Raw genomic sequence first — 23,251 nt, 5'->3', positions numbered from 1 at the left:
TCAAACTCCTTACGCGTTCTTCATAATGATTGTTTCTAATACGTTTGCAACGCTTTGACAGCTATCAGCTACTTCTTCAAGCTCTTCGTAAATCTCTTTAAATTGAATAATCTTAATCGGATCTTTCTCACGAGAGAATAGGTGCTTAATCGCATGACGGCGAATATCATCACATTGTGACTCGTAATCCTTAATCTTAATCGCGTTCGTACGAATGTCGACTAACTTCTTTTTAGACAGTAGTTCAACAGAGTTTGCAATTTCAATTGCACATTGATTAATTGCTTCTACGAATTTAATCATGTATTCATCAGCTTCTGTAATAGAATACATTTCGAACAGACCAGCACTGTGATCTAATCCGTCTAATACATCATCCATACTCATTGCAAGCTGTAGGATGTCTTCACGTTCAATAGGAGTAATAAATGCTTTGTTTAGCTCCATAATGATTTCGTGAATAAATGAGTCACCTTTTGACTCGTATTCTTTCATGCGCATAGAAAATTCTTTTAAATCGCTAGCATTTTTAATTTTATACTCCACGAAAAACTGCGCGCCTTCTTTTAAATTTTCGGAAACGTTCATTAGCATTTCAGAAAATTTATCTTTTTTTGATTTAAAGACCATTATTGTTACCCCCACAAAAGTAATATATGTAAAATATATTGGCTAGTCAATTCTAACAAAAAACTGTCGTTTTTTAAAACATTTTATCGAAAAGTTTACAAAAACTTAACATAACTCACATTGTTGCATTAATAATATTAATATTAATGGTAAATATCTTACTTGTAGAATGTCCTTTTCTTGTAAAAAGTATGAATGTGAAAGAAAAGCTTTACACTATAGGAACGACTACGTTATTATAATAAATTTAAAAGGAGGTATATTCTTCCTTTTAAAAAGAAGCGTGTAAACAAACGAAGGAAGTGAACGAATGAAATTGAAGAACACTCACTTTAAAAAAACGCTTGAGTGGTTCAATCAGAGGAAGAAACTACGCAATTCATTAATTGTATTGGGAAGTTTGCTTGTTACTCTATTTATTGCTGTAAATATAATAATTTCCATTCAAGATATATCTGAATTAAAACAAGCTGTGCCACAACCGACTTTAATTTATGATGCAAATAATGAAGTTGCGACTAAATTAGCTTCTTCTAAAACAGAAGGGGTCAAAAGGAAAGATATTCCTGATGTTATGGTTCAAGCAATTGTTGCAGTAGAAGATAAGGAATTTTTTAGTCATCATGGTATTTACTATAGTGGAATCATAAGTGCTGTATTTAAGAACATTACAGCCGGTGAAGTTGTGGCTGGTGGTAGTACAATTACACAGCAACTTGCGAAAAATGTATTTTTAACGCAAGACCGTACATTCTCACGGAAAATAAAGGAATACTTTCTAACGAAAAAAATAGAACGTACCTATACGAAAGATGAAATTATTGAAATGTATATGAATCAAATTTATTTTGGTGAAGGTGCTTGGGGGATAAAAAGAGCAGCTAAATCTTATTTTGATAAAGAGGTAAAAGACTTAACAATTTCAGAAGCTGCAACGATTGCAGGATTAATTAAAGCGCCATCTGCGTACTCGCCGTATAAAAACTTTAATAAGTCAATTGAAAGACGTAATGTTGTATTAAGTTTAATGAAGGAACAAGGATATATTTCTGAAGAACAATATAATCAGGAAAAAGAATCAGGTCTTGTATTACGACGTGGTGTTGACGATAAATATAAGGGGAAATATTCTCAATACGTAGATTATATTGTTAGAGAAGCGATGGACAAGTATGAATTAACACAAAATGAAATTTTAGCAGGCGGTTATCGTATTTATACGGAACTTGACCCGAAAAAACAACAAGCGGTTGAAGATGTTGTGAATAATGATAGTTATTTTAAAGATAGTGGTTCAGATCAGCTTATGCAAACTGGAGTGGTCCTTATGAATCCAAAAACTGGCGGTGTTCCGGCTTTAGTTGGAGGTAGAGGTCCTTATCAATTTTTACAGTTTAATCATGCAACACAATTAAAAAGACAGCCAGGTTCAACGTTAAAGCCTCTTGCAGTGTATGTACCAGCGTTAGAGCAAGGATATGAAGTATACGATGTCTTAAAAGATGAACCGTTTAATATTAAAGAATATGCACCACAAAATAGTGATCATACGTTCCATGGTAATGTGACGATGTATGAAGCAGTGGCAAAGTCATATAATGTTTCAGCAGTTTGGCTATTAGAGCAAATTGGATTAGATAAAGGATTGAAATCTTTAGAGCGGTTTGGTATTCCATTAGAGCCTGAAGACCGTACGTATCCGATTGCTTTAGGAGGTATGCATGTAGGGACTTCTCCATTTGTAATGGCTCAAGCGTATAGTACATTTGCAAATGATGGTGTCCAAGTAGAAGCTCATGCCATTAGAGAAATCCAAAATGCTGAAGGGGAAACAATTGGAAAATGGTATAAGAAAGAAACTCGTGTGACGAACGAGAAAGTTGCCCAAAAGATGACATACTTATTAAAAGGTGTTATTGAAAGGGGAACAGGTGAAAAAGCGAAAGTTAATAATATCGATACCGCAGGTAAGACAGGGACTACCCAGCTTGTAAATGGACCAAGCGCTGGTGCGAAGGATTCGTGGTTTGTTGGATACACACCGGATTTAGTAGGTGCGATTTGGGTAGGGTATGATAAAACGGATAGTGAGCATTATGTGCCAGGAGGCAGTCAAATTACAACGACAATGTTCCGGGACATTATGAAGAAAGCGAATGGAAATCCAACTCAAAAGGCATTTCAGTTATCACTAATACCTGAGGCGGATTATACAAAACAATTAAAAACGATTGAGGAAGAAAAACGAAGGAAAGAAGAAGAGAAAAAACGAAAAGAAGAGGAACAACAAAGAAAAGAACAGCAAAGTGAATGGATAGATAAAGTAAAAGAGTGGATTCCATTTTGGTAACAAAAGAGGCGAATAACGAGTTCGCCTCTTTTTTATGAGAAATGAGTGATTTTATCTCGATTCAAAATGTGGCAACAGAAAAGAAGTTAGGTGAGAATCGAGGTGCCTATAAAAATTTGATTGGTTTAACTTAATAATCAGTGGGGTGGGAAAAGCTTCAGTTTATTTATTTAGCGTAACATTGGTACTGCCGAAGGATTGAGAATCATACGTGACGGTTATTATTCCTTTACTAATAGGTTCATATGGTAATTCCTCTTCGTAACTTCCAGTATTTTTATTATGGATAGAGAGTGTTATTTCATCAACGTCTTTATTTTTATATTGATCTTTAATCGTTTCAGCGATTTGAAGTAGGTTTTCATAACTAGAAGCTTCTGTAATAAGCATTCCTTTTATAACTTTTTTTTCGTTTTGTGTGGAAGAGGAATACGGGACTTTATTTTGTTTTGTATACAGAAGTTCGTATGGAACTGTTTTTCTTTCTGCTTTTGAAACATTTGAATATTTTAGAGTTAAAAGAAATCCTATACATAAAATTATGCAGACCATAAGAACAAACCAAAAACGTGTCAGTGATATAATTCGCATTATCATCCCTCTTTCATGTCTTTGTCTTCACTATTCATCATACAAAAAGAGGATTAAGCTAGAGTAAATTTGAAGTAAAGAAACGTAAAGAAGGAGCACTTATCCTCCAAAATAAGTGCTCCTTTTTATTAAAAGAGAGATTTAACTTACAATCAAAATAATACAAATTACTATAAATCAAATATTCTTGGTCGTTCAAAAATAAGGTGAAAACTAAAAGTTAGTAAATTCGGAAGACTGATAGTGTAGCCGTTGTGTCACCAGTGTTAGGGATGGAAATAGTATTTGCTGTAGGTTGTACAGAGATTGTTGTACCAGCTGTTAAAGTAACAATTGTGGAGAAAGAAACCGCACTACCGATAACGTTAGTTGAAAAATTACGAGTAGGTGGTTGACTGTTGAATGAAATACCAAATCCAAACGGTGAAGAACCCGGGAAGGTTGTAGATGCTGAGAAACTAATATCGTATACTCCTGTTTCTAAAACAGTTAAAGTATCTGAAGTGTCATTAAAAGTGATATTATTTAATTCAAAAACTTGATTGAATTGGATATTTATTCCAGGTGATATAGTTTGAGGATTTGAGTTGCCTATTGCTGCTATAGTTACAGGGAGTGGTGTGCCCGATGGTCCAGTAGCACCAGTAGCACCACGAAGTCCTTGAGGTCCAGTAGCGCCGGTAGCACCAGTAACGCCACGAAGTCCTTGAGGTCCAGTAGCACCGGTAGCACCAGTAGCACCAGTAACGCCACGAAGTCCTTGAGGCCCAGTAGCGCCGGTAGCACCACGAAGTCCTTGAGGTCCAGTAGCGCCGGTAGCACCAGTAGCACCACGAAGTCCTTGAGATCCAGTAGCGCCGGTAGCACCAGTAGCACCACGAAGTCCTTGAGGTCCAGTAGCGCCGGTAGCACCAGTAACGCCACGAAGTCCTTGAGGTCCAGTAGCGCCGGTAGCACCAGTAACGCCACGAAGTCCTTGAGGTCCAGTAGCGCCGGTAGCACCAGTAGCACCACGAAGTCCTTGAGGTCCAGTAGCGCCGGTAGCACCAGTAACGCCACGAAGTCCTTGAGGTCCAGTAGCACCGGTAGCACCAGTAACGCCACGAAGTCCTTGAGGTCCAGTAGCACCGGTAGCACCAGTAGCACCACGAAGTCCTTGAGGCCCAGTAGCGCCGGTAGCACCACGAAGTCCTTGAGGTCCAGTAGCGCCGGTAGCACCAGTAGCACCACGAAGTCCTTGAGGTCCAGTAGCGCCGGTAGCACCAGTAGCACCACGAAGTCCTTGAGGTCCAGTAGCGCCGGTAGCACCAGTAGCACCAGTAGCACCTCCACCAAGGCAACCAGAGCCATATTTAACTAAAATGGTTTGGATTTCTATAATCAGCTTAACAAGTTTGTCGATAGTACAGCAATTAACTTTAAATAACTTAGCGATATACAGTAAAAAATTAAGCAGGCTTTGCAGTTCAACGTATAATGCTCCGCACGAGAAAGGTTTTGTTTTTAGAATAGTTAGTAGGTTAGTAATAATAGAAGTTCCGATTTTTTCTTGTGCAGGTGATAAGTCTAAACATTTGAGGAATTTTTGTAGATTATCTAGGGTAGATATAAGTTTATCAATATTACTTTGAGAAGGATTTTGGAATATATCTTTAATATTTTGCCCAAGAGCTTGAAGGATTTTAATAAATTCTTTAAGTTCAGATTTAGAGATGTTAATAAAACTACAAGCCCGGACTTCGCAACAATCGTTACCGAAGAATACTTTCCCTTTATTATTATTGTTCATCTTTTCATTCCTTTCTTTTATAGAATAAATAGTCTCAATATAATAAAATGAAAATAAAACTAAATTCGTGATGGACAAACTACTATTTCAAAAAAAATAAGGGTTTTACCTACTTAGTAAGGGGAATTAAAGAGCTTGAAGGATTTCTATCTAGCAAAATGCTGATTAGTTAGGGTTAATAAGCAGTAGGAGATGTAAAAAATGCTGATTAAAGTTTCATTTTATATAGTTTTTTAGGAAAATGATGAGTTAAACAAAAACAGTGGGAGCAGTTTTTAATTGCCCCCACTGTTTTTGTTTATCGACACTTCAATTCTCTCTTTTGGGCAACAATGGGATAGATATTGTAAAAGTTGTCCCACTGTGATCACTAGAAACTTTTAATGTGCCATTATGATTTTGAATAATTTTCTTCGTTACTGATAATCCCAGTCCCGTTCCTGAGTCTTTTGTAGAGAAAAACGGATCAAATATATATTCTTGAATAGCTGGAGGAATGCCGGTTCCATTATCTTTAAAAGTAATACGAACAAAATTATCTAAGCGATAACTAGTAATTTGAATAGAAAGAGGTTCTTCACCTTGAGCATCGACAGCATTTTGAAATAAATTTAAAAAAACTTGCACGAGTTCATGACGATCAATATTAACGAGTACACCATCTAATTCGGTAGAAAAGTCATAGTCAATAGAAATGTTGTGTAAAAAAACTTCACTAGCGAGTAGTTGTTGAATATACTCGCGTAAAAATGTATTGATTGGAAAATGTTCTCTAGTAAATTCACGCGTTTTTGAAATAGCTAAAAATTTTGTAATAATACTATTTGCACGATCTAATTCAGGGATGAGTAGACTTTTAAACAATTCTTTACTGGATGGAGAAACGCTATCTTGTAGAAATTGCAAGTACCCACGTACCGTTGTAAGAGGATTTCGTACTTCATGTGCAATCCCAGCTGCAATTCGCCCAGCTAGGGAAAACTTTTCGGCATCACGTTCTGTATTTAAATAATGGAATACACTAATGACCCGGAAAATCTCTCCATTATAATCACGAATAATGCGGTTGTTTACGATGCCATAGTTTTTGTCTAACACTTCTTCATTATATATTTCGGTTCCCGTTTTTAACGTTTCAATAGCTTTAATTTGTTCTTCGGGTAAGTTTAATAATTGTTGAATTGGTTTCCCAATTATAGAATTTCGTATTACAACAAAATCATCTGCTGCAGCTTGATTACATAATGTAATGTTACCTTTATTATCAATAAAAGTGACGTGATGCGAAAATGCATCGAAAATATGAACAAAATGTTTTTCGAGTTGTTCAAATAAAAATAGTGAATCGCAAGTAAGCTGAAAGGTAGGCTCTTTATCTTTTTGTTGTATGTGTTGAATAGAATGAGATGATCTCATTTTTTTTATTTGTAAACCAATATATGGATTTTTATATGTAAAATGATGTGGTAATTGATTTACAAGCTCTTCATATAACCGTACTTTATTTTCCAACTCTTTTATTCGATTTTCATGAGATAAAATAATATCGTCTTGAAGCATAAATAAATAACCCCTCAATTTAAAAATTCTTCCATTTAGTATATCATATTTTTATACGGATACTCTTAAAGAGAGAGCTACTTTATGAAATTGGTCGGATGGTATTTTTGTGAAGTAATATAGAATGAATGTAAGCTAAAGTTGGGAAGGGAGGAATTCGTTTGCTTTTTATTGGAGTGACGGGATGGGGAGATCATGATTCTTTATATAGTAATCCCTATGAAAATAGAAATAAATTGCGAACTTATAGTGAACAATTTCCCATTGTGGAAGTAGATAGTTCATTTTATGCGATACAACCTGCGCGGAATTATACAAAATGGGCGATGGAAACGCCGAAAGATTTTTCTTTTATAGTAAAAGCTTATCAAGGAATGACAGGACATATGAAAGGGGAAATCCCTTTTTCTACGTTCGATGAGATGTTTGATATGTATAAACAATCCATTCTTCCTTTAATAGAAGCGAATAAATTAAAAATGATTTTATTTCAATATCCACCATGGTTCGATTGTAAAGTGAAAAATGTAGATTTACTTCGATACACGAAAGAAAAAATGGAAGGTTTCCCATGTGCAATAGAATTTCGAAATCAAACATGGTTTTATCCAGAAATGAGAGATAAGACGTTACAATTTTTAGAACAAGAAAAATGGATTCATACAATTTGCGATGAGCCTCAGGCAGGAATAGGATCAGTACCGCTTGTATTAGAGGCAACAAACTCAGACATGGCGTTAATACGTTTTCATGGCCGGAATGTTCATGGATGGCTTGACAAAGGAGAAAATTGGAGAGCGGTTCGTTGTTTATATCGCTACAATAATAATGAGTTGAAAGAATGGGTAAAACGATTAGAGCAATTGAAAAAAAAGACTAAGGACATATACGTTTTGTTTAACAATAATTCGGGTGGGGATGCGGCAGACAATGCGAAACAGTTGATGGAAATGGCAAATATTACATATGGTGAGCCGAAACCAGAGCAGTTAAATTTATTTGAATAAATACAAACAAGAAAAGCACTGTACAAACAGGGGGAATGTACAATGCTTTTCTATATGAAAAAGAGGGGTAACAATGTTACTGAGCGTTTGGTTGATTCATCAATTGTTGGCTTCATAATAAATGATAATGGTTATCATTATCATAGTCAATAGTTTTTCGAAAAATAAATAAAAAACTTTTGATATTTTTGAAAATAAATAAAAAAAAGAACAGCGATTACTGCTGTTCTTTTCCATTGACGAATTGTTGTAAATCAAAAGGAGTTATCGCTTGGATAAATTCCTTTGAGATAAGTGTTTGAACAAGAGTGCTTTCAGAAATGGTAGCACCTGTTTTCTTTTCATAAGATTTCTTTAATAAATCAAGTTTTTCAGCCGTTTCTTTCGGTAATTCAATTGTTAGTGTGTTCATAATTTCTCCCCCTTACTATTAGAGTACCACTACAGTATAGGAGAGACAAGAAAAGAGAATATGAAACATAAAAAAGGTTACCAAATTTACAAATGGTAACCTTTTTTATGTATAAGAGTTATTAAGCAATACCGATATACTTTAAAGTTTTTGATGGAGTACTGTGGTCAAAGAAGTGTTGTAAAAATGCGATATCAACACCTGATTTGTATGCACAATAGCCCCAAGTTTTTCGAAGTGTATGTGAGCTAATCCCTTCTAATCCAACTTCTTTTGCAGCTTTGTTTAAAATGTACCATGCATGTTGTCTCGTAATAGACTTTGTTCCTTTTTGAGACTTTAATAATGGTTCATTACGTTTCCAAGTTTTACGTTCTTTCATGTAGTCTTCGATTGCGTGCTGTAAGTCTTCATTTACAGCAAACCATTTATGTTTCTTTACTTTTTCATTGTAAAATAAAATGGAATGGCGAACATTTTCGTCTTCATCGATTACATCACTAACTTTTAATTGTAAGATTTCACTTACTTTTAAGCCAGAATTTACAGCTAATACGAATAATAAGCCATCACGTTTCGAAGATTGTAAAAGTATATTTTTGATAGTTTCTAATTGTTTTTCGTTTTGAATAGGTTGTCCTGCTTGTTTCATTTTACGCACTCTCCTCTTTTATATGTGTAAAGGAAAGGATTAACTTGTTTCTTACTATAAAGGGAGAGTGTGAATTTCATGTGAACTCCTAGTGAAATTAAGACAAATTATTTGACTTCTTTCACTTTTTGTAAATTAAAATAAAATACAACACTATTAGTTGTATTATACACGCCGTATTCAGCGCGATGTAAGTCTAAAATGTTTTTTACAATAGATAGCCCAAGGCCGGTACCTCCAGTATGACGGCTACGAGAAGCGTCTAAACGGTAGAAGCGATCCCAAATTTTTTCAAGGCTTTCTTCTGGAATAGGATTGCCTGTGTTTTCAATTTCGATTTTCACTATATCTTCCGTTTCTACAACAGAGACGTGTATTCTTTCTCCATCTGGAGTGTATCGAATTGCATTACTAAGTAAGTTCACAACTACTTGCTCAATACGACTACGATTCGCTTTAACAAATAGAGAAGCGTCGGCCTGGATGTCCACTTGTAAATGTTTTTCTTCCATGCTAAATAATAATTTTGTATAGACTTGTTGAATTAATTCACCGATTGAGAATGTCGACATTTCTAGTTTGTACGTACCAGATTCAAGTTTTGCTAATTCTAACATTTCAACAATAAGCCTGTTCATATTTTCTGTTTCTTCTAAAATAACATTTGTATAATATGTCGTATCTTTACTTACGCCATCTTGAATACCTTCAGCGAAGCTACGAATAACACTAAGTGGTGTTTTTAATTCATGAGATACACCAGAAATGAATTCTTTTCTCGTTTTTTCCAATTGACGTTCGCGTTCGATATCTTGTTGTAATTTTGTATTGGCAACATTTAATCGGTCGATTCGATCTTTTAAATTTACAGAGAGTGTATTAATACTACTTGATAATCCACCAATTTCATCATCTGCTGCAACAGGTAACTTCTCGCTAAAATCAAAGTTGGCCATTTTTTTTGTAACGCGATTTATCTTAATTAATGGTTTAACAATGATTTTTGAGTAGTAGAAGGATAACAAAATAATAACGAGAAACACGATAATTAAGGCATAGACATAATAATCCTTTAAAACGAGCATCGCTTCATTAACAGGTTGCAAAGATGCTATCGCAAAAGCGTATTGTGTAATTTTTCCGTTTTCCATAATAGGTTTTACAAAGATACTATTTTTTATATTCTCTCCGCCATCTAGTATATAAGTGTTTAATTGCTGCGAGTTAGCAGTGCCATTTCTAATAATCTCTGCAAAATATTGAACGGCTTGTAATGTTTCAAAATCATTTGCAAGACGAACCTCGGCTTTTGATGGAAGCTGTAACTTAGATACAATACCAGTAAACTCAATTTGAGTCGCAGTTTTGTATCGGTTTGTAAGTCTATTTTTAGAAGGATTGCCATTAATGGATTGAAAATCTGAATTGATATGTTCGTTTTGCCATCGATTATAATTTGTTGTCAATTCTAGTGGCGTTATTGTGTTCCCTTGTACCAAACCGACGACGTTTATCATGCCATCTTTTTTCAATCCTAAGTTTTCGAATTTCTTATATTCTTCGGGCGTTAAAAGATTATTGAGCGGAATGGAATATGTTTCATTATTTTTAGGATTAATTACATCAATGTAGTAATTGTTGTCACTTTGAATAATTCCTTTAGAATCTAAAAATTGGATTTCGGCATTTGTTTTATCATGAAATTCTTGTTTTAATTTTCTAGTTTCCTCAAAGCCTTGGTCGCTTTTTTCGTAATTATCTACGAATTTTTCAAAAGCCGTTTGAACGGTTTTTACTTTTTTATTAATGTAAAACTTCTCTAAAAATAGAGATTGTCCAAGGAAAAAAAGGAGAAATATGATTGTAAATAAAGTTGATGTTAATAAAAATAGTTTAAAGACGATGCTTCTGTTCTTCACTGTTTCACCTCGTATGAAAAATACTGTAATATAAATGATTCCTTAATTATAACAAAGGTTACAAAAAAGTAGAGGGGAGAAATCTGTCTCTCTCTAAAGTAGTTTTTTATAGAAAGTCACATAAAGAGAAGGGGCAGTGACTGTCGAAGTATTTTAGCATAAAAAAGAACTCGCCAGACGTATGACAAGTTCTTTAGTGTGCTATTGCTGAATTGCTGCATCTAAAGCGATTTCAATCATTTCGTTAAATGTAGTTTGACGCTCTTCAGATGTTGTTTCTTCACCAGTGAAGATATGGTCGCTTACTGTTAATACAGATAATGCATTTACACCATATTTAGCTGCTAATGTGTAAAGAGCAGTCGTCTCCATCTCTACTGCTAATACACCGTAATCTCCAAGTTTTTTAACCATGTCCATGCTCTCACGATAAAATACATCTGCTGTTAATACGTTACCAACACGAACGTGTAATCCTTTTTCTGTTCCAGCATCATAAGCTTTCTTTAAAAGATCAAAGTTTGCAGCAGGAGCAAAATCAAAACCTGGGAATGTTAAGCGGTTCATATTAGAGTCTGTACAAGCCGTCATCGCAATAATAACGTCACGTACCTTAACATCTTTTTGAATTGCACCACATGTTCCAACACGAATTAAATTTTTCACTCCGTAGCTTTGAATTAATTCGTTTACATAAATAGAAATAGAAGGAACACCCATACCTGTACCTTGAACAGATACACGCTTTCCTTTATAAGTTCCAGTGAAACCTAACATGCCACGTACGTTGTTATAGCAAGTAACGTCCTCTAAAAATGTTTCAGCAATATATTTTGCACGTAATGGATCACCAGGTAATAGAATAGATTCAGCGATTTCGCCTTGTTTTGCTTCGATATGTACACTCATGAAAAGTCCTCCTTATTATGTATTGATAGAAATCAATATCATTTGCATTATACACTACGAATCCTGTCAATCAAAACCTTTTTAATATTTGTAATGTGTACAAAATAGGAGGATTTCATGAATCATCACCTAGAATATATATTTAAGAAGTTTTGCATGGATAGAGACAATAAAAATGGTAGGTGATATTTTGAAAAATCTTGTCATTGGGCTTATTGCACTAGTACTTATTGTGGCAGGAGGATTTTACATAAAAAAATATCAAGAAACTGTAGAAACAACCGGAGATGTTCAAGAAGTGAAATGGGATGTGAAAAATAAAAAGGGAAATGAAAAAGTCGATATTTCGTTTCAATTGCTAAATAAAATGAATAATGAAGTTCGTGGTGTGAACGATCAAATTCGAGCAGTGATAGTGGATGGGAATTTGAAAAACATACAACAAACGAAGCCTATATTTGCTGGAAATGGATCGTATAAGCTATCTTCAGATGTAGCGAAAGGTGAAGAGTACACGATATTTTTGTATGAAGATGAAAACAAGTCCGTGGAATCATTTTCTAAGAAAGATTTTGGTGAAGAAAAAAAGGAGAAAAACAAGGACAAGAATAAAAAGAAACTACCTGTTGATACTGTACTTACAAAAAATATAGGAGAGCATCAAGTGTCTCTTTTATTTGGTGCATTAAATCCGAATGAGGCAGCGACATTAACATTTCAGTTTCAAGCGAAAAAGGGAGAAAAGCTGAAATTAAATTCAGGAAGAGGTGAAGTCAACGCTCTTTATATCGTTGATGAAACGAGGGAACATTTTTTATACGCCATTCCTGTTGATACAGATGAGCAATTACAATATCGTATTACATTTCCAGAAGAAGGAACATATAAAATATGGGGGAATTTCTATATAAATGGTAAGAAGTATGAAAAGGAGTTTAGTATACAAGTGCAAAAACGAAAAAACAGCTAAGTACTTAGCTGTTTTTTCGTTTTCCTATTAATTTTGTTACAGAGAGCATTGTAATTGGTAAAGAATGATTCTTTCGAAAAGCTAAATATTTTCCACTCCATGCAGGTTTGTATTTTTCTTTAAAATGTCGTAATCCGCTGAAGCTATATGTGTAACGAACGTTATTAAATATTGCAGCAGCAACTCGTTCAGACCAGAACGATTGCGTTGATAAACCGACATTTGAGAGTGGTGCCATACCAATATTAAAGGAATGGTATTCATTTTCTTTTGCCCAGTGGAATAAGTGGATAAAAATTGCATCCATAATTCCGCTAGGGGCATCTGGATAATAACGCATTAAATCAACAGATAATATGCCACTTTGATATACTGGCATAAAGGTTGTGAATGCAATAATTTTTCCTTCTGCATCAGATAATGTAGCGATAGGGGCACGACTAATATACTCACGATCGAAGTACCCAAGTGAAAATCCTTTCTCTTTTTTTCCGCCGAGCCAAGCATCAGACACTTTCTTTAATTCCTCGTATAATTCGTCTGAGAATGGTGGCTCATGAATAGAGAATGTATAACCCTCTCGTTCAAAACGGTTGAAAGTAGCTCGCATACCAGCACGTTTTTTTCCTGTTATTGTAAACGCATTTAAATCAACGACAGCCTCTTCACCCAGTTTAAAGAAGTTGTAGCCAAAATCGTGGTATAAGCTCATCCATTTGCTTTCAATTTGATAGAATACGCAAATATACCCAAATCGATCAGCTTCAGTTAAAAATTCTTGCAACACAGTGCGGTAGGAGGATGGATCACCAATTGGATCACCTAGTACAACAAGACGTTTTCCAGTAATTGAAAAGAGAAGAAGTGCTTTTCCGTCACTACTGAAGAAGAACTGTTTATCTCCTAAAAAACCTAAATGACTAAGTACGTTCCCACCATGTTCATCTAAGAAGTTTTCTAACCTTTTATCATTAGCTGGTTGCCCGGGAAATTGACTACGGTAACGATTGGCAATTAGTGAACCGATAAGTAAAAAAGTAGGAACGAAAAAGGCTGCTGCTAATGCACTTCGTTTAACTTGTGTAATATTTCGAACGACAAAATCAGGTTGGAACGCTTCTTTTGCACCCGCAAATAAAATACCTAAGTTTTTATATAAATATAGCGTAAGTAATAAGAAGATAAACACTTTTACGATATCAGAAAGTGAGACTTCCATTTTCTCGCGTACAAATCTTTTACGAAGCATATACAACACAGCAAGTACGATTAATAAAATAAAGGTTTCTTCAATATCAATTCCTTTTAGGGTATTAAAGATTGCTGCTCCAATTAAAGAAACAATCGTCATATAGTAAGAACGCTTTGTTCCATAATATATGCCTCGCGAAAGAATCAGGAGGAGAATACCGAATGTTAATGATAAGCTAAAAGAAAATTGAATAAGGTGCTTTGGAGCTAAAATATGTAAGGCGTGAGCTCGATTTATACTAGTCGGTAAAATTGTTGATAGAATAACCATTAAGCCAGCGAATACTGTTAAAGCGGCGGATGCCCATGAACCTAATTTCCCTAAAAAATCACGTTGTAAAGTCCAAATTACACCAGTTGTTTCTAATGCAGGTGCAATAAATGGTTTATCTTCAATTTTTTTTATGGCCGCTCCTGTCATTTCAAAGGCTGCAAAAATGAGACCAAGGCAGAATGGTAAGATGTAATAGACAAGTCGGTATAATAACATCGCAGGTAGTAATACGCCTGTATCAACGCCGTATTGTCCTAGTCCAGTTAAGAAAACAAGATCAAATGAACCAAGGCCACCAGGAACAAGACTTACGACACCAGCTAAAGCAGCAATTACGTAAACACCTAAAAACTTTTGAAATTCGATATCAATCCCAAACAATATTAAAATGACGTACATAACGATACCAGCAGATACCCACTCGACTAATGAAACTAATGAATATAAAACAGTTGGATTTTTCTCTTCTTCTTCTTCTTCATCTTGTCCGTCTAACTGTTTTGTTTTTCTATTTTTAATTTTAGAAAACCCAATATATATAGGAACGAAAAGAGCAAAGAAAATAAGAACAGGCCATAACCACGGTTTTTCGTGCAGAATAAAACTAGTGTCTAATATCCCAATAAGGCCGAGGAATGACAGAATGGCTAATCCGTTAATAAAAGCGGTTGTCATCCAAGCAATGCTTTTAATAAGTTTTCCATTCTCTTTTATATGCGGACGATATAGCATTGTACGTACACCGGCACCAACAAGACCACCAAAACCGATAAATCCATTTAAAGTGTTGGCAATCCATGAGATGCGGAAAATCTTTTGTACAGGTATATCTGCTTTTAAGTAACGAAGCATAACAAAGTCATAAAAGAACATTGTTGAAACGGCAAATGCACCGAGTGTAATCGCTAAAAATACCCCACCAGTTGGAATGTTTTTAATTGTTTCAATTGCTTCTAAAAAAGAAATGCCTGCTAATTCTTTTTTAGCTTGAAAGAAAACAATTGTTAAGACAACAAATGGGAAGATTATTTTCCCGATTTGTAAGAAACGTTTCCATGAAAACGACATAAATACAACTCTCCTTGTGTAAGAAAACTGAGACAATAATATTATTATGACAAACTTCAAGAAAAATAAAAAGGTAAATTCCTGTATAGGGAAGCTATTTTTTATATAGGTTATATTTAAAAGAATATTCCGTTTATCAGAAAGTTGAGTTAAGATAAGATGAAAGAAGGAAGAGAGGGGAAGTAGATGATTATAATAGGTTATGCAGGATATGAGTTAGAAAAAGAAAAACCGAATACATCAGAAGATTTTTTTAATAGATCTGAAGTAACATATATATTAAATAATCAAGAGAAAACCTTTTCTGTCTTATATGTTCGATATTTTGAAGAAATTTTACAAGAAATTACCCCTTTTGAAGGAAATCCAGTTTATAAAGTAGAAGAACAAGACGTATATTTACGAGATATTGTAGCAATCGCTTGTTTAGTGAACAATAAAGAGCTACGCGCGCAGAAGCGCTTGTATCTCAATGAAGTAACAGACTTTCAACGATACTTTGACGAGGGAACAGTGGTGAAAGTACAAGAAATATTAGCTGAATTACATAAAAATAAAAGAGTAGAAATAGCGTAAAACGGCAAAGGAGAGAGAAGCCATGTCTAATTTGATGGTTGAAAATCAAACAGAACAAGTTTCTATATTTTTAGAAGATGTAATTTCCTTGATAACTAATTATGTAAATTATCATACGTTACCTTCTTTATTGGAGGAGACACCAACAGGAAACGAGCAATATTATAAAGGGATATTAGCGTCAATAAGAAGACTTCTTGTTTTTTGTGAAGAAGGACTTGATGCATGCTTTGTTTTGCTGAATAGCCAACCATTTAGAAAGACCGCAGCTGAAACAGTTTTATATAAGATTTACCATCAAGTAATTGCAGAGTTTTTTTCGCCAAAGAATGATCATTGGTATGAAAATAGTCGTTCTGCTTATACAGGGAAAAATTCTATTGTGTTTCAACAAATCCCTCCTGGTTCTATAGAACGAATAATGAAGGATTTAGAAGGGAAATTTCAATTGATGCGTGAAGAACTAGAATATTATGAGACAGATTATCAAACAAAAATGTTGCACAAATATTAATTAAGGAAAAGAAGCTAAGGAAACTTAGCTTCTTTTCCTTTTGTCCAGTTATATAAGGGATTTTAATTGAATATAGTTAAAGTGGATAGCATCAAGGAGGTGTGACATGAGTCAGCAAGGTGTATTTACAGATTACTTTCATGAAGTAGAAAGCTGGTGTGAAAGTGTTCTTCAAGTATTAGATAGCCGTGCAATGGAAGTGTATGATGTCCATATGCTTGCTTATAAAATTCAAACGTTATTAGAGCGTATGAAAGAGCATGAATACGACACAGATGCCGAGTTTATGTACGAAATAAGTGAGGATGTAGAACATATTCAACACCATTTACAGGAAGTATTTATGCAAGAAGGAGAGGAATATGAACTATGTGAAAGAGGGGATAGCGAACGAGCTGTTCCGATTGGGGGGCATACACTCCCGCCATTACCTTATCCGTATAATGCGCTAGAACCGTACATTTCACGAGAAATTATGATGTTACACCATGATAAACATCATCGTAGTTACGTGGAAGGATTAAATAAGGCAGAGAAGATGATGGAAGAAGCGAGAAAAACAAATCAATTCGATTTAATTAAGCATTGGGAAAGAGAAGCGGCTTTTCATGGATCAGGTCATTACTTACACACGATATTTTGGAATAACATGAAAAAAGATGGTGGTGGAAGTCCGAGAGGGGCTTTTTCACAACAAATTGAGCAAGATTTCGGAAGTTTTTTACGTTTTCAAAAGCATTTCACAGAAGCAGCTTCTAAAGTGGAAGGTTCAGGATGGGCGATTCTTGTATGGGTACCCCGTTCAGGAAGGTTAGAAATTTTGCAAAGCACGCTTCATCAATTGTTTACACAGTGGGATACGATACCACTCCTTGTACTGGATGTATGGGAACATGCGTATTATTTACAATATCAAAATCGAAAAGATGAATATATTAAAAATTGGTGGAATGTTGTAAATTGGCCAGATGTAGAAAAGAGATTTGAAAGTGCGAAGCAAATTGAATGGACACCGTATTAGACGCATATCCCATGCGTCTTTTTTAGTGGAGGTGGAAGGAAGATTTCGTTCATATTTTAAAAGGCCAAGCATACACTTGTACAAAAAGTGCCAAAAGGACGTGGGGGGGAAATATGAGACGAATTTGTATAATAATTACGCTAATTATAATGTACGCAAGCGTTATGCCAATTCCTGCATATGCAAAAATGAACGGTGGTGTCAGTGCTCGTAATGCAGTCTTAATGGAACAACAATCCGGTCGTGTGCTATATGGAAAATTAGAACATGAGCCACAAAAAATTGCTAGTATAACAAAAATTATGACAGCATTGTTAGCTGCTGAATCAGGAAAAATGAAAGAGTTAGTATCGGTTAGTAATGAAGCCGTACGAGTAGAAGGATCGGCAATTTATTTAAAACCTGGACAAAAAGTGAAGTTAGAAGATTTAGTTTACGGATTAATGCTTAGATCTGGTAATGATGCAGCACAAGTAATTGCTGAAAATGTGGGAGGGAGTATAGAAGGGTTCGTATATTTAATGAATGAAAAGGCGAAAGAAATCGGAATGAAAGATACGCACTTCTCAAACCCGCATGGCTTGGATGGGGATGGGTCACATTATTCGTCGGCTTATGATATGGCATTATTAACGAAATATGCAATGGGGAACGAGACTTTTAAGAAAATTTTTGGAACAAAAACGTATAAATCAGATTCTTGGGATTATCCGTGGAAAAATAAACATAAGCTTGTGACATCTTATTATGAATTTGCAACAGGAGGAAAAACAGGTTTTACGAAGAAAGCAGGACGGACGCTTGTCACAACAGCTTCAAAAGATGGACTAGATTTAATTGTCGTAACTTTGAGTGCTTCTAGTGACTGGGATGATCATATGAATTTGTTTGATAAAGGCTTTGAACGCTATAAGCAAGCGAAAGTTTTAGGACAAGGAGCACTCGCTGAAATAAATGAAAAGAAATATGCCAATCATGTTTATACGAAAAATAGTTTTTCTGTCCCTTTAACTGAAGAGGAAAGAAAGAGCGTGTTATTGAAAGTTGAGCTCGATAAAAGTGCAAAACTTACGGATGGGGTAAAGATTGGGAAGACAGAAATTTATGTAGGGAACGAGAAAGTTGGAGAACGAAATTTGTTTTACAGTAAACGAAAGTTAGTAGCTACAACGGGAATGTATTGGAATAATGTAAAAGAAATCTTCTCTTACATGATAGGTGTTGGGATAGATGGTTAATCTCGTATGGGCAGCGATGGCAGTTATCGGGATTGTGTATGCCATGATAAATGGAACGATGGAAGAAGTGACCAAAGCAGTGTTTGAAGGGTCAAAAGATGCTGTAACGATTTGTATTGGACTTATTAGTGTTTTAGTATTTTGGCTCGGTTTAATGAAAATTGCTGAGGAAGCTGGATTGTTAAAGAAGTTAGTATCACTTTTTATGCCGATAGTAAAAAAATTATTTCCAGAAATACCGAAGGATCACCCGTCAATGGGATTCATTTTATCAAATATGATGGCGAACTTTTTTGGATTAGGTAATGCAGCAACACCTTTAGGTATTAAAGCAATGGAACAACTGAAAGAGTTAAATGGTGGAAAGGATTCGGCAAGTCGTTCTATGGTGACGTTTCTAGCCTTAAATACATCAGCAATTACATTAATTCCGACTACTGTCATTTCGATTCGAATGACTTATGAATCAGCAAACCCTACTGAAATCGTTGGCGTAACATTTATAGCACAAGTGTTATCGATGATTGGAGCGATTTGGATTGACCGCTATTTTTACCGGAGAAGGAGTAGAAAGGGGCGGAAAAAATGAGTATTGTAAATACAATTTCATTATGGGTAATTCCTTGTGTAATTGGTTTTATCCTTTTATATGGCACGATAAAGAAAGTTCCAACGTATGAATCGTTCGTTGAGGGCGGAAAAGAAGGGATTCAAATTGCGGTTTCCATTTTGCCGTTTATGGTTGGGATGCTTGTATCTATTTCTATTTTCCGGGCATCAGGTGCTCTAGATGCGATGATATCGGTAATGAAGCCGATGTTAGACTTTATTCATGTACCAGCCGAAATCGTTCCACTTGCACTTATACGTCCGATTTCGGGATCTGCTGGTTTAAGTATTACGACCGACTTAATCGCTACATATGGGCCAGACTCGTTTATTGGTAGGTTAGCTTCAACGATGCAAGGTAGCACAGATACGACCTTTTATATATTAACAGTATACTTTGGGGCTGTTGGTATTAGAAAAATGGGAGATGCATTAAAGGTAGGACTTTTTGCAGATTTAATCGGAATTATTTGTTCAATTGTATTTGTTTCCCTATTGTTTCGGTAATGCTATTCATTTTTTAAGGTATTTAGCTTATAATACGTATACGACCACTATTAACGTGTAGTTTAATAGTGGTTTTTTTATGCGGTATTTTTGACAAAATGGTGAACTTTTATCGTGGACAGCACGAAAAAGTGTAAATAATAATAAAGGATGAAAACGTGATATAGCCTTTATACGTTTATTATCATTGCTATGTTGTTAAAGATAGGCGAAGTAAATGGCATAAAGCTTAGGCGGTTGCCAAGTCTTTCTAATGTAAGGTAAGATAAATTTGAGGTGAAAAAAAGAAATGGAACGATTACAAAAAGTGATTGCGCAAGCAGGTATTGCATCGAGAAGAAAGGCTGAGGAATTAATTCAGCAAGGGAAAGTGAAAGTTAATGGGAAAATAGTGAAGGAGTTAGGAACAAAAGTAACTCCTCAAGATAAAGTAGAAGTAAATAACATCCCTCTTGAAAAAGAAGAACCTGTTTATTTTTTACTATATAAACCAACTGGTGTAATTTCAAGTGTATCAGATGATAAAGGAAGAAATGTTGTAACAGACTTTTTCCCTGAAATTAGACAACGTTTATTCCCAATCGGACGCTTAGATTATGATACGTCTGGCGTATTATTGATGACAAATGATGGGGAATTTGCAAACGTATTAATGCATCCGAGATATAAAGTTGAAAAAACATATGTTGCAAAAATTAAAGGGCCATTAACAGGTGAGAAAATTCGCATGTTAGAACGAGGTGTTACATTAGAAGATGGGAAAACAGCACCGGCAAATGTAAAAATTATTTCTTGGGACAAGCGTAAAGAGATGGCGATTGTACAATTAACAATTCACGAAGGCCGTAACCGTCAAGTACGTCGTATGTTTGAAGCGTTAGACTGTAAAGTTGTGAAATTAAAACGTGAACGTTATGCTTTCTTAGAAGTAGGGAGCCTGCGACCTGGTGATGCAAGAGAATTGACACCACATGAGGTGAAACAATTACGTGCGCTTGCTTCTACAAAGCCAAGATAAGCTATAGAGTTACAATTTCACCAGTGGAGCGCTCTGCTGGTGATTTATTCAATACAACATTTACAGAAGAGAATACATACCATTTACCGGGAAGAGGAGAGACAATATGAAAAAAAATCGCTTATTATTTCGTGTTATCATTCTGCTCATTTTAAGCGGTGCTGTAGGATTTACACTCTATCAAGGGTTTTTCGCTGATAAAGAGAAAATGCAAATTGGAAAAGAAGCACCTAATTTTGTTGTGACGGATTTGGAAGGAAAGAAAATTGAACTAAAAGACCTAAAGGGAAAAGGGGTATTTTTAAACTTTTGGGGAACTTGGTGTAAACCTTGTGAAAAAGAAATGCCTTATATGAATGAATTATATCCAAAGTATAAAGAAAAAGGTGTTGAAATCATCGCATTAGATGCAGATGAAACGGATATCGCGGTGAAAAACTTTGTGGACCAATATGGATTGAAATTCCCAGTTGCAATTGATAAAGGGCAAAAAATCATAGGGACATATGGAGTAGGACCGTTACCAACAACCTTTTTAATTGATAAAGAAGGTAAAGTAGTTGAGCAAATTATAGGTGAGCAAACGAAGGAACAATTGGAAGAGTACTTAAAGAAAATTACTCCATGATTAAGAAAGCCTTTACATAAGAGGTGCTTACGTATAGCACCTCTGGTTCGAGAATTCTGAGTATTGCGGTAACTTGAGGCTAGAATATACAATAGTACATATAGATACAGGGACGGTGAGAGTGTTGAAAGAAATTAAGTGTGAATGTGGACATGTTAATCCGATAGGAACCGTTTTTTGTGAAGCTTGTGGGAAACCATTTGAAAGCAATGAAAATGTAAAACTATTGGATATGCGCTATGAGGGGAGTGCCCGGAGATCTCTCACGCACACAAAAACGATAGTCGATAAAATTTGGAGCTTTTTCTCTTCTGTAAAAGTAGGTGTATGGCTAATTGTACTAACTTTAGCTGCATCAGCGATAGGAACTATTTTTCCGCAAGAAATGTACATAACTCCAGGGATTGCACCAGCTGAATATTATAAGACCGAGTATGGATTTTTAGGACAATTATACTATCAATTAGGATTTAATAATTTATATGGCTCATGGTGGTACATGATTTTAATTGCTTCCATTGGTATTTCACTTGTTATATGTAGTTTAGACCGTGTCATTCCTCTTTATAAAGCTTTAAAAAAACAAGGGGTGAAAAGACACCCAAGTTTTTTAAAAAGACAGAGAGTGTACGGGACTGGTACGCCGCATGAAGGTGACTTAGGACGAGTTCAAATTAATTTAAAGAAACGTAATTATAATGTGAAAGTGGAAGACGGGAACGTTTTAGCGGAAAAGGGACGTTTTTCTCGTTGGGGTCCATATGTAAACCATATTGGTCTTATTATCTTTCTATTCGGTGCAATGCTACGTTTTTTACCGAGTATGTATGTAGATGAAGCACTTTGGTTACGTGACGGTGAAACGAAAGAAATACCAGGAACAGATGGGCAATACTATTTAAAAAACGAAAAGTTTATCAAGGAAGTTTATGATAAGAGTAAGGATAAAGAAGTTTTTGATGAAGCAATTGATCGTGTTGGTGATAAAATGATTGCGAAAAACTTCCAAACAAATGCTGTATTATATAAAGCTGTAGGAGAAAATATAGCAGGTCAAAAACCAAAATTAGAAAAGGTAAAAGAAGCTGCAATTCGAGTGAATGAGCCACTGAAATTTGATCAATTTGCTGTTTATCAAGTGGATTACAAAGAAAGTGAATTTAAAAGCATGTCTTTCCATTTGCAAAACAAAGAAAATAATCAAAAGTGGGGACCGATTAAAGTAGATTTAGCAAATCCTACAGAAAAATATGATTTAGGAAATGGGTATTCTCTAGAACTATTAAGCTATTTCCCTGATTTTTATTTTGACGAAAATGGCAGACCAAATACGAAAACGAAATTACCGAATAATCCTGCATTCGTCTTTAAAATGTTTACCCCGGAAACGCCAGATGGCGAAGTTAGTTTCGTCGGTATTCAGCAAAACATAGAGCCTGACGGGAATAATAAATATAAAATGTCATTTGCAGGTGTGGAAATGCAAAATGCAACAGCTCTTACAGTAAGAAAAGATTTGACGCTTTGGATTCTCGGTATTGGAGGATTTATATTTATGGTTGGTGTGATTCAAGGTATGTATTGGAACCATCGCCGTATTTGGATACAACGTGTTAATGATGAATGGTGGGTTGCAGGCCATACGAATAAAAATTGGTTCGGCTTAAAGAAAGATATTGAAAGAGTACTAGAAGGAACAGCGATTCCACAACCACACGATAAAATGAATGATAAAAAAATTAGTTAAGGTGGGGAAAC

21 protein-coding genes are annotated in these 23,251 nt (G+C 35.2%); 12 read left to right on the top strand and 9 right to left on the bottom strand.

The window, feature by feature from the left end; all coding sequences use genetic code 11:
• Positions 1-9: 9 nt before the first annotated feature.
• Positions 10-630, bottom strand: coding sequence for a DUF47 domain-containing protein (locus QCI75_RS19605; protein WP_000231445.1), 621 nt, complete (start codon positions 628-630; stop codon positions 10-12).
• A gap of 310 nt (positions 631-940) precedes the next feature.
• On the opposite strand from QCI75_RS19605, the gene QCI75_RS19600 reads away from it, so the two are divergent.
• Positions 941-2,980, top strand: a complete 2,040-nt coding sequence (locus QCI75_RS19600; RefSeq protein WP_353761045.1) for a transglycosylase domain-containing protein — start codon at positions 941-943, stop codon at positions 2,978-2,980.
• A gap of 162 nt (positions 2,981-3,142) precedes the next feature.
• Here the strand turns inward: QCI75_RS19600 and QCI75_RS19595 are convergent, their stop codons facing one another.
• From QCI75_RS19595 to QCI75_RS19585, 3 genes are all read right to left on the bottom strand, one after another.
• Entirely contained in the window at positions 3,143-3,571 is a 429-nt protein-coding gene (locus tag QCI75_RS19595) for a hypothetical protein (RefSeq protein WP_144507001.1), read from the bottom strand.
• Between the two features lie 220 nt (positions 3,572-3,791).
• Complete coding sequence (locus tag QCI75_RS19590; RefSeq protein ID WP_353761044.1) at positions 3,792-5,360, bottom strand: Gly-Xaa-Xaa repeat protein; 1,569 nt, start codon at positions 5,358-5,360, stop codon at positions 3,792-3,794.
• Positions 5,361-5,669: 309 nt separating this feature from the next.
• The gene (locus QCI75_RS19585) at positions 5,670-6,920 is read right to left on the bottom strand and encodes an ATP-binding protein (protein ID WP_353761043.1); all 1,251 of its coding nucleotides are present in this window, start codon (positions 6,918-6,920) and stop codon (positions 5,670-5,672) included.
• A gap of 161 nt (positions 6,921-7,081) precedes the next feature.
• Here QCI75_RS19585 and QCI75_RS19580 point away from each other — a divergent pair, with 161 nt between their 5' ends.
• Positions 7,082-7,927, top strand: a complete 846-nt coding sequence (locus QCI75_RS19580) for a DUF72 domain-containing protein (protein WP_098776740.1) — start codon at positions 7,082-7,084, stop codon at positions 7,925-7,927.
• Positions 7,928-8,144: 217 nt separating this feature from the next.
• Here the strand turns inward: QCI75_RS19580 and QCI75_RS19575 are convergent, their stop codons facing one another.
• The 4 genes from QCI75_RS19575 to deoD all read right to left on the bottom strand — a co-directional run bounded on the left by QCI75_RS19575 (position 8,145) and on the right by deoD (position 11,819).
• Positions 8,145-8,339: a DUF3924 family protein gene (locus QCI75_RS19575; RefSeq protein ID WP_002149425.1), complete on the bottom strand. Its 195-nt coding sequence runs from the start codon at positions 8,337-8,339 to the stop codon at positions 8,145-8,147.
• Between the two features lie 121 nt (positions 8,340-8,460).
• Positions 8,461-8,991, bottom strand: a complete 531-nt coding sequence (locus tag QCI75_RS19570; RefSeq protein ID WP_000806230.1) for a tyrosine-type recombinase/integrase — start codon at positions 8,989-8,991, stop codon at positions 8,461-8,463.
• A 107-nt stretch (positions 8,992-9,098) separates the two neighbouring features.
• Positions 9,099-10,910, bottom strand: a complete 1,812-nt coding sequence (locus tag QCI75_RS19565; protein ID WP_353761042.1) for a sensor histidine kinase — start codon at positions 10,908-10,910, stop codon at positions 9,099-9,101.
• 201 nt (positions 10,911-11,111) lie between these two features.
• Positions 11,112-11,819 (bottom strand): purine-nucleoside phosphorylase, encoded by a 708-nt coding sequence (deoD, locus tag QCI75_RS19560; protein WP_000110707.1) that lies wholly within the window; start codon positions 11,817-11,819, stop codon positions 11,112-11,114.
• Between the two features lie 175 nt (positions 11,820-11,994).
• Here deoD and QCI75_RS19555 point away from each other — a divergent pair, with 175 nt between their 5' ends.
• Positions 11,995-12,789, top strand: a complete 795-nt coding sequence (locus QCI75_RS19555; protein ID WP_353761041.1) for a hypothetical protein — start codon at positions 11,995-11,997, stop codon at positions 12,787-12,789.
• A 4-nt stretch (positions 12,790-12,793) separates the two neighbouring features.
• On the opposite strand, the gene mprF is transcribed toward QCI75_RS19555, so the two are convergent.
• Positions 12,794-15,382 carry a bifunctional lysylphosphatidylglycerol flippase/synthetase MprF gene (gene mprF / locus QCI75_RS19550; RefSeq protein WP_353761040.1) on the bottom strand — a complete coding sequence of 863 codons (2,589 nt, stop codon included), beginning with the start codon at positions 15,380-15,382 and terminating at the stop codon, positions 12,794-12,796.
• Positions 15,383-15,568: 186 nt separating this feature from the next.
• Here mprF and QCI75_RS19545 point away from each other — a divergent pair, with 186 nt between their 5' ends.
• From QCI75_RS19545 to resB, 9 genes are all read left to right on the top strand, one after another.
• Positions 15,569-15,958: a hypothetical protein gene (locus QCI75_RS19545; protein ID WP_144508212.1), complete on the top strand. Its 390-nt coding sequence runs from the start codon at positions 15,569-15,571 to the stop codon at positions 15,956-15,958.
• Between the two features lie 22 nt (positions 15,959-15,980).
• Entirely contained in the window at positions 15,981-16,472 is a 492-nt protein-coding gene (locus QCI75_RS19540; protein WP_002166080.1) for a YpuI family protein, read from the top strand.
• Between the two features lie 106 nt (positions 16,473-16,578).
• Complete coding sequence (locus tag QCI75_RS19535) at positions 16,579-17,493, top strand: superoxide dismutase (protein ID WP_016119903.1); 915 nt, start codon at positions 16,579-16,581, stop codon at positions 17,491-17,493.
• 113 nt (positions 17,494-17,606) lie between these two features.
• Positions 17,607-18,731 carry a D-alanyl-D-alanine carboxypeptidase family protein gene (locus QCI75_RS19530; protein WP_002086664.1) on the top strand — a complete coding sequence of 375 codons (1,125 nt, stop codon included), beginning with the start codon at positions 17,607-17,609 and terminating at the stop codon, positions 18,729-18,731.
• Positions 18,724-19,320 carry a spore maturation protein SpmA gene (gene spmA, locus QCI75_RS19525; RefSeq protein ID WP_144508218.1) on the top strand — a complete coding sequence of 199 codons (597 nt, stop codon included), beginning with the start codon at positions 18,724-18,726 and terminating at the stop codon, positions 19,318-19,320. The genes QCI75_RS19530 and spmA overlap by 8 nt, the downstream gene beginning before the upstream one ends.
• Entirely contained in the window at positions 19,317-19,847 is a 531-nt protein-coding gene (gene spmB / locus QCI75_RS19520) for a spore maturation protein SpmB (RefSeq protein ID WP_002086660.1), read from the top strand. The genes spmA and spmB overlap by 4 nt, the downstream gene beginning before the upstream one ends.
• A 289-nt stretch (positions 19,848-20,136) precedes the next feature.
• Positions 20,137-20,865 (top strand): 23S rRNA pseudouridine(2605) synthase RluB, encoded by a 729-nt coding sequence (gene rluB / locus QCI75_RS19515; RefSeq protein ID WP_144508220.1) that lies wholly within the window; start codon positions 20,137-20,139, stop codon positions 20,863-20,865.
• A 106-nt stretch (positions 20,866-20,971) separates the two neighbouring features.
• The gene (gene resA / locus QCI75_RS19510) at positions 20,972-21,493 is read left to right on the top strand and encodes a thiol-disulfide oxidoreductase ResA (protein WP_144508222.1); all 522 of its coding nucleotides are present in this window, start codon (positions 20,972-20,974) and stop codon (positions 21,491-21,493) included.
• 121 nt (positions 21,494-21,614) lie between these two features.
• Positions 21,615-23,240 (top strand): cytochrome c biogenesis protein ResB, encoded by a 1,626-nt coding sequence (resB, locus tag QCI75_RS19505; protein ID WP_144508224.1) that lies wholly within the window; start codon positions 21,615-21,617, stop codon positions 23,238-23,240.
• The last annotated feature ends 11 nt before the right edge of the window (positions 23,241-23,251 follow it).

Origin of the sequence: Bacillus cereus group sp. RP43 (assembly GCF_040459645.1) — a bacterium.
GTDB classification, from domain to species: domain Bacteria; phylum Bacillota; class Bacilli; order Bacillales; family Bacillaceae_G; genus Bacillus_A; species Bacillus_A mycoides_C.
The sequence above is the reverse complement of the archived record's forward strand: the minus strand, read 5'-3'. Positions and strand labels throughout refer to the sequence as shown.